The following is a 9,843-nucleotide window of genomic DNA, read 5'->3' on the forward strand; positions in this document are numbered from 1 at the left end:
TTTTTTTAATCTCCACGCAACAACGCCTTGCGAGGAAATGACGACCCTCAGTATCCAGGCAACATGACCTGTAGGCAGGAAGAAAGAATAAAAAGCCCCCCTTTTTTTAAAGAGAGCTTTTTTCTTTAGAAAGTTATAAACTTGCTAATCGGGAGCGATTAGAAGTTTACACGTACTTTTAAAGTACCTTGATGTGCAGTATACTTACTTGCAGTATTGAAATCATAACCGATTCCGTATTCCATCTTAGCATCAGGTCTTATGCTTGCACTTAAACCTACATTGTAAGATGTTTTAGCAGTTCTATCAGGCTGGCTGATGAACGGAGTAACTTGTCCATCTAACTGAGACTGAGTTTTAGATAATCTACCATTTACTTTGTGAACTACAAAAGCGTGCACTTCCGGATATACCGCGAGATCAGTTATATTCATAGTACCACCGGCTACTTTAGCACCTACTATTAAATCGGTTCTATCGCTAAACTTGCTGTTAACTTGCTTGTTTGCAACTGTTGTACCGGTTTCTTTGTAGTTTTCGTCAGAAGTCTTTAAGTAGCTAAGTCCTGCCATTGGAGTTACTAACACACCTTGCATTGCGTTGTAATCATAACCGACCATTAAGTTACCACCGAATGTCATGTTATCGTAATTACCGGCAGCAATTTGCTTATTCATCTTACCGTTAGCATCGAAGAAGTAACGCTGACTTTTGTTCTTCACTTGGTTTAAGCTAAATATTGCACTACCTTGAGCAAAGAAGTTCTCAACAAGCTGCTGAGCACCATATAGAGAGAATGAGAAACCGTTAACGTCGGTTTTATCACCTTTCTTATAATCCTGGTGTTTTATATCGGTTTTAGTGATACCGATAGCAGCACCGATCATTAAGTTATCGTTAGCTAGCGTATCTAAACCTATTACGACACCGGTGGTTTTAGCTTTATAACCAGCTAAACCGCCTTTCTTACTTTGATGTGCATCAGTATAGAAAGGTTTTGCCCATATACCGTAAGCTACATTGTCAACAGCTTCGTCACCTGCAGCAACCGCAGCCGGTATTGCTCCAGCTTCAGGCCCAGCCATTTCAGCAGTTTCAGGAGTACCTAAATATCTAAGAGCACCTAATCTGTTACCAAGTTGAGCTTGGATGTCTTTTGCTACATCTAATTGTGCATTAGTTACGGCTGCACTTGTATCGGTAGTAATAGCTCCGACAAAGTTAGCAGAATCAGCACTATTTTTAGCTAAAAGAAGATTATTATACGCCGCAGTATTAGTTGAATTTACGAATGTCGTAACGTTCTGACCTACACCCAGCGCACTTGCAAATGGGCTATTTGCGATATCATTAGTAACTACTTTTGCTGCATCGTTAGTACGTGTTATTACATAATCTTGGTTAGCAGCACGTATTAAACCGTAATCTACGAAACGATTACTTCCGGTTGCAGCAAAGTTAGGACCTCCTAAAGTACCGTTAAATCTAGCACCACCTTGGATTAAAGTATAAGTTTGTGTACCGCTGAAATTTGCATTGGCATTATCTTGTACGATGATGGTTGTGGTTCCTGTAGTTGTTGCATTAACTTGAGCATTTTCCGCAATAACGATGTGACCTATATTACCATTTGCTACTGTTAAAGTAGTTTCAATAGAAGTATCGCTTCCCCATGTTGAAGTACCGTTTGCAAATGTTAAGGTATTTGTAAGAAGATCGATTTCACCGTTAATAGCGGTAGTACCACCGCCTAAAATTACGTTAGAATTTAAAACACCTAAGTCATAAGTACCAAAGTCTGTGACTTGTGAATAAATATTTCCTTGTAATCCTGCACCATCATCACTACCTGTAAATTTAACAGAAGCTACAGGAGTATCTGAACTACCTATATTACCGACTAATGCACTACCTAAGTAAGTTACAGTGCCGTTATTAGCTTTAGTAGTAACAATCATACTTGTAGAATCAGAAAATGTACCGTCAGCAAATCTTACATTAGCGTTACCGTTAACACTTCCAAGGGTAATTTTACCGTCGAAATCTGTTCCGGCTACACCACCTGTAGTAACAGTTACGCCGTCATTAATTGTTGCGTTAGTTGCGATAATACTACCTAAGTTGTTATAGTCTGTAGTAAATGTTACTTGCTTTAATTTTGGAGCTCCAATCTCTTCACCTAAGCCGTAAATTGTACCAAGGGCGTTAGGAATACCACCGCTAAGTGTGACAGTACCTTGATTATTGTTTACACTACCGATACCTGCATATAATGTAGTAGCATTAACAGTAATACCGTTATCACTTCCAAGGCCAAGACCTACAATATTATCTTGATCACCGATTGCTTGACCGTCAGCGATTGTACTATCCACACCTGAAACAATCACTCTAGGAACATCAAAACCACCTGTAGCTGTTTCATTACCTACGATACTTTTAATTGTTAAAGGAATTGTGTTGCCTGCATCGTTGAGTGGGATACCGCTAGGTAAAAATAAAGCTGTACCTAAACTTGCATGTTCAAAAGAAATTGTATCAGTCGCCGCACCATGGTCATTACCTGCATTACCTATCTCATTAATCACTACGTTACCGCGACCGGAAACTGTTATTTGTTTTAAATCAGCAACAGGTTCAGCTTGTTTGTTTAATGTTACGGTAATAGGAGTAGTATTAACAAATTCTACTATACCGGTACCGTCAGCAGATGCGACAAAGTCCGCAGTATAGTTACCGCCGATTTGTAAGATAGAGTTATCTTCAATTGTAGTTTCACCGTTAAATATTGCATTACCTAAGAACTTAGCAGTAGTACCGTTGTCTAATTCTACAGTATTAAACTTATTACCTTGCTGACCGCCGACTGTACCGCTTACTATATTTGTTCCACCGGCCTTAAAGCTGAAAGAACCTACATTAGCATCGGTAGTAGTAATATTAGTAGCATATAAATTTACGCCTTGACCAACATTTAATATAGTGTCAGCATTAGCTCCTTTAGATCCAAAATTAATTTCAGAAAGTGGATTTGCTGCACTACCTAAATTTGTACCGGCTGCAAGAGTCGTATTATCATTTACAACAGGATTAAATATTATTTTACCTTGGCCGGCAGCATTGGTAGTTTTTGTTATTAAGTAAGTATTGTGAGCGAATTGTACTGAACCGTTATTTCCAATAACTAACTCATTAATAGCAACATCACCACTATTTAAAGCTGTTTTACTTGAGCCGATATTAAATTGTCCAAGAGTTTTATTATTAGCTGCAATAATACCAATATTACCGCTAATAGTTAAAGTTTGAGCATTTGTTAAGCTACTCGCATCAACAACACCTTTTTGATCTGCATTTATCAATAAATCAAAATCAACTAAAATATTATTTTGAGTACTTGTTAACTTAACAGTACCGCCATTCGCTTGGAAATCAATTGTTCTACCGGTATTAGCACCGATAATATTTGCTCCGCCAAGTGTTAATGTTTTTGAAGCATCGTCAGCTAAAGTAATACTTTGTAACGCAGCATTACCACCACCGTTACCTATATCACCGGTAATTGTAGCACTTCCATCTAACTGAATAGCGCCATTTGCAAGAGCAGCATTACCAACAAGAACAGTTTGGTTAACGTTACCATTGATAATTGTACCATCAGCAAGCTTAAACTGAGAACCAGCGTTTCCTAAACGTAATTCAGCAGTATGTGTTCCTGATAATTGGACAACTCCGACATCTGCTGCTTCGATTGCTGTAATTTTATTTGTTACCGCAACATTTGCATCAGCATTACCGCTTGCTAAAGTACCGTTAGCAGCAAAAGTTATCACACCCGCAGTATTACCGTTATTGCCAGCATCACCTTTGAAGTTACCTGTAAGAACCTTAGTATCAGGAACTGTAATTTGTGATGCAGTATTACCGAAATCAACGGCACCAAAGTTCGAGTTCTGGGTTATTGCAACTGTAGTAGCTGCTGTTTTAAATGCAGTAGTACCGTCCGTACCAACATCAACTATGTGTCCAAAATTTACTTGTCCGCCTGCATTAGTACTTTGTATAACCATGTCTTTAGCATACACTTGTCCAGCGACTGTTGCTGCATTACCGTTAGCTACGCTAACAACAAATCCTGCGGCTCTACCTGCTCCATTATTAGTACCTATTACTGCATTAGCTATAAGTTGACCGGCTACTGCAGTAGTATTAAATTCGATAATACCTTTTAGATTACCGCCTAAACTTCCTGTAACATTAAAGTCAGTAGCGCCGCCACCAGCAGCATTACTTAATAATACTAATCTACCGGTACCATCTGTTCCGTTAAAATTAATAGTAGCACCGCCTACTTGTAAATTTAAAGCATTACCGTTAGTAGCATCAGTATTAAAAATGAAACCTTGACCGTCACCGATATTAATTGTCTTAATAGTAGCAAAAGTTTTATCTGAAACTTGAATAAATCCATTAGTAACATTTAATGTACCGTTAGCACCATTAGCTATTACAGCATCATCTCCGAGTAAAAGAGGAGCTTTTTGAGTGGTGGGATTTGTTAAATTAAATACTAATGTAGAAGGCGCAGCACCAAAATCTATTGTTCCTACACCGCTAAGATCGTTATTGGCAATAGCACCACCACCATTAAATTGCGCAACAACATTTTGAGCATTTTTTGTAGCAGCAGCTTGTGCAGCAGTAATACCTTGTCCTGTTATGGTAAGAGTTTTACCGGCACCAAGAGTAAGATTAAAGAAGTTACCGTTATTAGCATCATTAGTGATAAATCCTAAAGTAGTATCTTCACTAACTGTCACTGCTAAATTGTTTGCAGTATCTAAAAACAAACCGTTAAAACTACCTGCTGGCGTATTAAAATTAATAGCGTTATTAGCATTAGCCGTAATAACTGCATTTAGAGCAACTGCAAGATTTGCAGGAGCGGCAGGAGCGGCAGTTTGGTCAAATCTCGCACCGTCAACAGTTGTAGCAGCTCCAGCTGTTGTTCTATTCTGCTGTGTAGCAGCACCCATAGCTGAGCCTGCGAAGCCGGCTACTATGGTAGCTGTAGAAGCAGTTACCAATCCTGCGGAAATTAATTTTTTTAGAAAATTTGGTTTTTGAGCCATATTTTTTTTCCTATATTTAAGTTAAATTTAGTACCTGGTATTAAAACAAACTTATCAAACGCAAGTCAATATATCCCGCATTTGATAAGGCAATAACCTAATATTTTGTTTCAATAGTTTCTAAACTACGGGCTGAGCATACTATATATTGTATATAATTACAAGCATCGCTATAGTTTTTTTATAAAGTTTTAATCAATGTTATATTTTTATCACATTGGTGTTATAACACATGAGTCGTCATTGCGAGGAGGCATTGCCCGCGTGGATGCCTGAGCCGTCATTGCGAGCAGTCGTAGTACTTGCGTGGCAATCTCATGAAGTAGTATAAAACTCCTGAGATTGCTTCGCCGAATTACTACGTAATTCTTCTCGCAATGACGGAAAAACTACTCTTCATTAAATATTAGCACTTCAGCAGTATTTTCCCATTTTAGCATTTCGTCGTATTTAGTATCCCAAATACGCATAATTTCTTTTTCATATTCTACAATTTGTTCTTCTAATCCTTCAAATTGTTTCACCATTTGACGTGCTTTAGAAAGTATCGTGTCATTACTAACGTCAAAAACTTTTTTCAAATGACGGTCTTGTTCTTCTTTGTAATTTAAATGTGCTGCTCTACCAAGCTCAGCATCTTTATGCATATCTTCACTTCTTATCTGTATTTCAAAATTACGTTTAGAATGTAAAAGCTGCATTATATTATGAAGAGACTGATAGCCGTTGCTTTTTGGTCTATTGATATAATCTTTGGTGTATAACCAATCTAAATGCGAAGAACTCTTAACTACGTCCAAAGCATTATAGCATAGAGCTTTAGATTTAACTATGATCCTACATGCAATTAAATCTTTCAACGCATCAATCGGCACTTCTTTCCTTTTCATCTTTTTTAAAACAGAATAAGGTTCTTTAAGACGCATATATATCTCATTTTCTATGTCTGCTTTATTTAAATCTTCTTTAAGCAGATTAATAATATCACAAATCAAATCCCCTCCTGCTACCTAAAATTCTATATATCTCTATTCTTAGTAAATATTACCTATAGCTTTTAGAACTTAAATCCCCAAGACTGTTCATAATACTATTCAAGTAATTTATAAAATTAATTCTTTAACTAAAAATTAAAAAACAGATTAATAGTAAAAATAAATTTTTTCAATAAAATTGTTTAATTAATTTTAACTTAGGTTAATTGGATAGATCTGTTTCATCGCATTGCGAGCGGTCGAAGACCGCGTGGCAATCTCATGAAATAATGACAAATTCCTGAGATTGCTTCGTCGATTACTATGTAATTCTTCTCGCAATGATGTATAAACCGAACCGTGCAACGATGCTTTCAGTCGCTCGCAATGACGAATAGCATTAAACAATTAACAGGTCAGAAATTTATCTATAGAATCTTCCGAAACACTACGTAGAACTTCAGACATTTTGTTAAATTCTCCGGTGCATTCAAGCACTATATCTACGCCTGCATCTAAAACTCCTTTGGTAATATCTGCCATACTACCACTTAAAGCTTTCATATCTATTGCATCGGAAATAATAAGCCCTTTAAAGCCGATATTATTTTTAATATAGTCTATAACTTTTTTTTGATAGGGTGGCAGGATTCTCAGAATCAAGAGCTTTGAAATTATATGTACCGTCATAGCAAGCTTAATATTATCGTGCTTCGCTAGCTCCTTAAATACTTTAAAATCTGTATCCTCTAGTTCTTTTAAGCTAGTGCCAATAATAGGTAACCTTATATGACTATCCACCGTAGCTCTACCATGCCCTGGAATGTGCTTGATGCAAACCCCAACTTTCTCTTCTTGTAATCCATCTATAGCAGCTAAACATAAAGGCACGACTATTTCCGGCTCTGAACCAAAACTTCTATCTCCGACTATCTTATCTGCTCTTTCGTGCATCAAATCCGCTACCGGAGCAAAATCTAGATTAATACCTACTTCTCTTAGCTCTTTGCCTATATTGCTATAGTTTTGTTTGCACTCTTGCACATCAACGAAAGTTTGAGCAGCCGGAGCGTCATAAAAAGTCGGTGCTATGAGCCTTTTTACCCTACCGCCCTCTTGATCTATAGAGATGATAGTATTTTCTCCTAATACTTCTTTTATATCTGTAATAAGCTTAATAAGAGTTTTTTATCCTGCTCGCCGTTATCATTCTTGCTAATATTACGACGGAATAAAATTATACCTAAAGGATTATGCTCTTCAAATAAGTCTCTTTCAGCATCGGTTAATTCAGGACCGGATATGCCTATAATTACCGGCTTTACCATTTGTCTTATTGTCATAATATGCTCCTTTCTTATCTTTAAAACGTAATATGACAAGTACTATACGCAAGTCATAGAGGAATCGGCAAGAATTTTTTTTATTTGAAAAGATAAATTATGGAAGTTGGTAAGTAATATATGAACTTTATCGGTAGACGGAGATGTAATATCTTTCTTTAAAGATTTTTGAAGTAGATCAATATCATTAACAGTATAATATTTTCTATTTTTTATTTTATAATTAGATAAATCAGGGATTTTTGTCTCTAGATATCTTAATTGATGTAAAGCAATATTTAAATGCTTAGTTACTTCACTAGCAGAATAATATTTTTTTGTTAGACCTATTGATCTATTGTTTATCATGTTCGTTAACTAGAGCTTTTAATTTGGAAGAAGGAACGAAGCGTAAATTCTTTTTTGATTCTATAATTACTGGTGATTTAGTATGAAAATTTATTCCGGGACGTGGATTTTTTTGTTTAACCTCAAAGCTACCGAAATTCTTTAAAGTTAATTTTTGCTCTTTTGCTATTTCTAAAATATTAGAAAAAACCGTATTAACTATTTCTTCGCATAAATTATTTGAAAAACCCAATTTGGAGCTTAACATAGCTGAAATTTTTTCTTTGGTAATAGTCATAAATAATACCGATTTTTTGATGGTATATTGTCTGCAACGTCATTGCGAGGAGAAACTATAAGTTTCGACGAAGCAGTCTCAGGAATTATCCTACTTCATGAGATTGCCGCGTCGAGGCTTCGCCTCTCCTCGCAATGACGTTAAACAACTACGAATCTGCTTTTTCTTTTTCTTTATTATATTCGTTAATATTTTTATTTAGCTCTTCTAATTTATCTACTAGGTTCTGACGCACTTCTTCTTGCTTCTTGCGTCCTGCTTTTTTATAATCTTCCATTTTTGCTTTTACATCATCTATAGATTTTTGCAGTTCTTCACCTTTTTTATCTTTCTGATCTTTCATATTCTTTTTTATCTCTGCAACACTTTGTGCTATCTGATCATAAGTATTGCTTAAGGTCTGATTAAATTTATCAACCCCTGTTTGGGCTAAGTTTGTTAAATTGTCTTTTAATTCCTGTAAATTTTCGGTAATTGTTTTTGTACTGCTTGTAACTACTTCTTCAGTTTGCGCTTCATTTGCTTTTGTTTCATCCTTGGTAGGCGAATCTGCAAAAATGCTAGGTGTTAATAATAATGTAGCGGTAGCCCCTAGTGTTATTAATATTCTTTTCATTATATTCTCCGATTATTTATGTTTATTATTATATTGTTCAATTTTCTTACTTAAATCATCAAGTTTTTTTACAAGAGTTTGTCTATATTCTTCTACTTTATCATCTTTAATTTTCTGGTAATCCTGTAACTCTTTCGTTAAATTTTTATATTGCTCTTTTATAGTTTCTAAAGAATGGTCTTTACTATCCTTAGCATATTTCTCTAAATCATTAATTTTGATGGATAATTTATCCACTACTTCATGACATTTTTTATTAAAGTCGACGGTAATAATTTCAGCAGAATTCTTAAGGTTTTTATGCAATTCTTCAAGTGCTTCACCTATAGTTCTCATAACACCTCTTTTTGAAATAGATCTCTTCGGAAACTCTACTTCTAGGAGTAATTTGTACGTCGATCCGGTACTCGAAGCCTCACGTACTAGTGTGTACGCTGCGGTTCTGCGTTCCGTGCCTCCTTCAAATTCCTCTCTAAATCCTCATTTCCGAAGAGGTCTAATAGTTAATAAAAATTAAACTTAAATATTATATATTTAGAATCATAAATAATATAATCTTAAAAAGCAATTTTAAAAATTATCTATTTAATATATAGTTATTGTACAAAATAAATTTGAGGATGTTATGACATTAGAACTAGGAAAAAAGCTCCTGATTTTTCGCTGCACATAGGTAACGATAAAATAATTAAACTATCGAATTTAAAAGGAAAATTCATAGTATTATATTTTTATCCGAAAGACGATACGCCTGGATGTACTATTGAAGCACAAGATTTTAATAGGCTAAAACCGGAATTCGATAAACTTAATACGGTAATTATTGGAGTATCTAAAGATAAGCTTGACTCTCACGATAAATTTAAAGAAAAATATAGTTTGGGATTTGATTTGGCCTCTGATGCAAATTCAAATTTGTGTGAACAATTAGGGGTATGGATAGAAAAATCAATGTTCGGTAAAAAATACATGGGCATTGATAGAGCTACGTTTTTACTTGATAAGGAAGGAATAGTTAAGCATATTTGGCGTTCGGTAAATGCTAAAAATCACGCCCAAGAAGTACTTGAAAAATTAAGGGCTATGATTTCTTAAAATGTCATACCGTATCGTCATTGCGAGAAGAAACTGTAAGTTTCGACGAAGCAATCTC

8 protein-coding genes and 1 pseudogene are annotated in these 9,843 nt (G+C 35.4%); 1 reads left to right on the forward strand and 8 read right to left on the reverse strand.

Annotation, left to right across the window (positions count from 1 at the left end; all coding sequences use genetic code 11):
- Positions 1 to 158 precede the first annotated feature (158 nt).
- The 8 genes from ompB to KYQ89_RS00465 all read right to left on the reverse strand — a co-directional run bounded on the left by ompB (position 159) and on the right by KYQ89_RS00465 (position 9,026).
- Positions 159 to 5,132 carry an outer membrane protein OmpB gene (gene ompB, locus KYQ89_RS00435; protein WP_218459840.1) on the reverse strand — a complete coding sequence of 1,658 codons (4,974 nt, stop codon included), beginning with the start codon at positions 5,130 to 5,132 and terminating at the stop codon, positions 159 to 161.
- Between the two features lie 389 nt (positions 5,133 to 5,521).
- Positions 5,522 to 6,127 (reverse strand): bifunctional (p)ppGpp synthetase/guanosine-3',5'-bis(diphosphate) 3'-pyrophosphohydrolase, encoded by a 606-nt coding sequence (locus KYQ89_RS00440; protein ID WP_218459841.1) that lies wholly within the window; start codon positions 6,125 to 6,127, stop codon positions 5,522 to 5,524.
- Between the two features lie 387 nt (positions 6,128 to 6,514).
- Positions 6,515 to 7,285 (reverse strand): glycoside hydrolase family 3 N-terminal domain-containing protein, encoded by a 771-nt coding sequence (locus KYQ89_RS00445; protein WP_371920379.1) that lies wholly within the window; start codon positions 7,283 to 7,285, stop codon positions 6,515 to 6,517.
- A complete protein-coding gene (locus KYQ89_RS08145) occupies positions 7,264 to 7,449 on the reverse strand; it encodes a hypothetical protein (protein WP_371920378.1) in 186 nt (61 codons plus the stop codon). Before KYQ89_RS08145 ends, KYQ89_RS00445 begins: the two co-directional genes overlap by 22 nt.
- A 42-nt stretch (positions 7,450 to 7,491) precedes the next feature.
- Positions 7,492 to 7,797: a MerR family transcriptional regulator gene (locus tag KYQ89_RS00450; RefSeq protein WP_218459842.1), complete on the reverse strand. Its 306-nt coding sequence runs from the start codon at positions 7,795 to 7,797 to the stop codon at positions 7,492 to 7,494.
- The gene (locus KYQ89_RS00455) at positions 7,784 to 8,074 is read right to left on the reverse strand and encodes an HU family DNA-binding protein (RefSeq protein WP_218459844.1); all 291 of its coding nucleotides are present in this window, start codon (positions 8,072 to 8,074) and stop codon (positions 7,784 to 7,786) included. The genes KYQ89_RS00450 and KYQ89_RS00455 overlap by 14 nt, the downstream gene beginning before the upstream one ends.
- Before the next feature lie 148 nt (positions 8,075 to 8,222).
- Positions 8,223 to 8,690, reverse strand: a complete 468-nt coding sequence (locus KYQ89_RS00460) for a hypothetical protein (protein ID WP_218459845.1) — start codon at positions 8,688 to 8,690, stop codon at positions 8,223 to 8,225.
- A gap of 12 nt (positions 8,691 to 8,702) precedes the next feature.
- Positions 8,703 to 9,026 (reverse strand): hypothetical protein, encoded by a 324-nt coding sequence (locus tag KYQ89_RS00465; protein WP_218459846.1) that lies wholly within the window; start codon positions 9,024 to 9,026, stop codon positions 8,703 to 8,705.
- A gap of 289 nt (positions 9,027 to 9,315) precedes the next feature.
- On the opposite strand from KYQ89_RS00465, the pseudogene bcp reads away from it, so the two are divergent.
- Positions 9,316 to 9,785: pseudogene (gene bcp, locus KYQ89_RS00475) on the forward strand (thioredoxin-dependent thiol peroxidase).
- The last annotated feature ends 58 nt before the right edge of the window (positions 9,786 to 9,843 follow it).

Origin of the sequence: Rickettsia sp. TH2014, assembly GCF_019249195.1 — a bacterium.
Lineage (GTDB): Bacteria > Pseudomonadota > Alphaproteobacteria > Rickettsiales > Rickettsiaceae > Rickettsia > Rickettsia felis.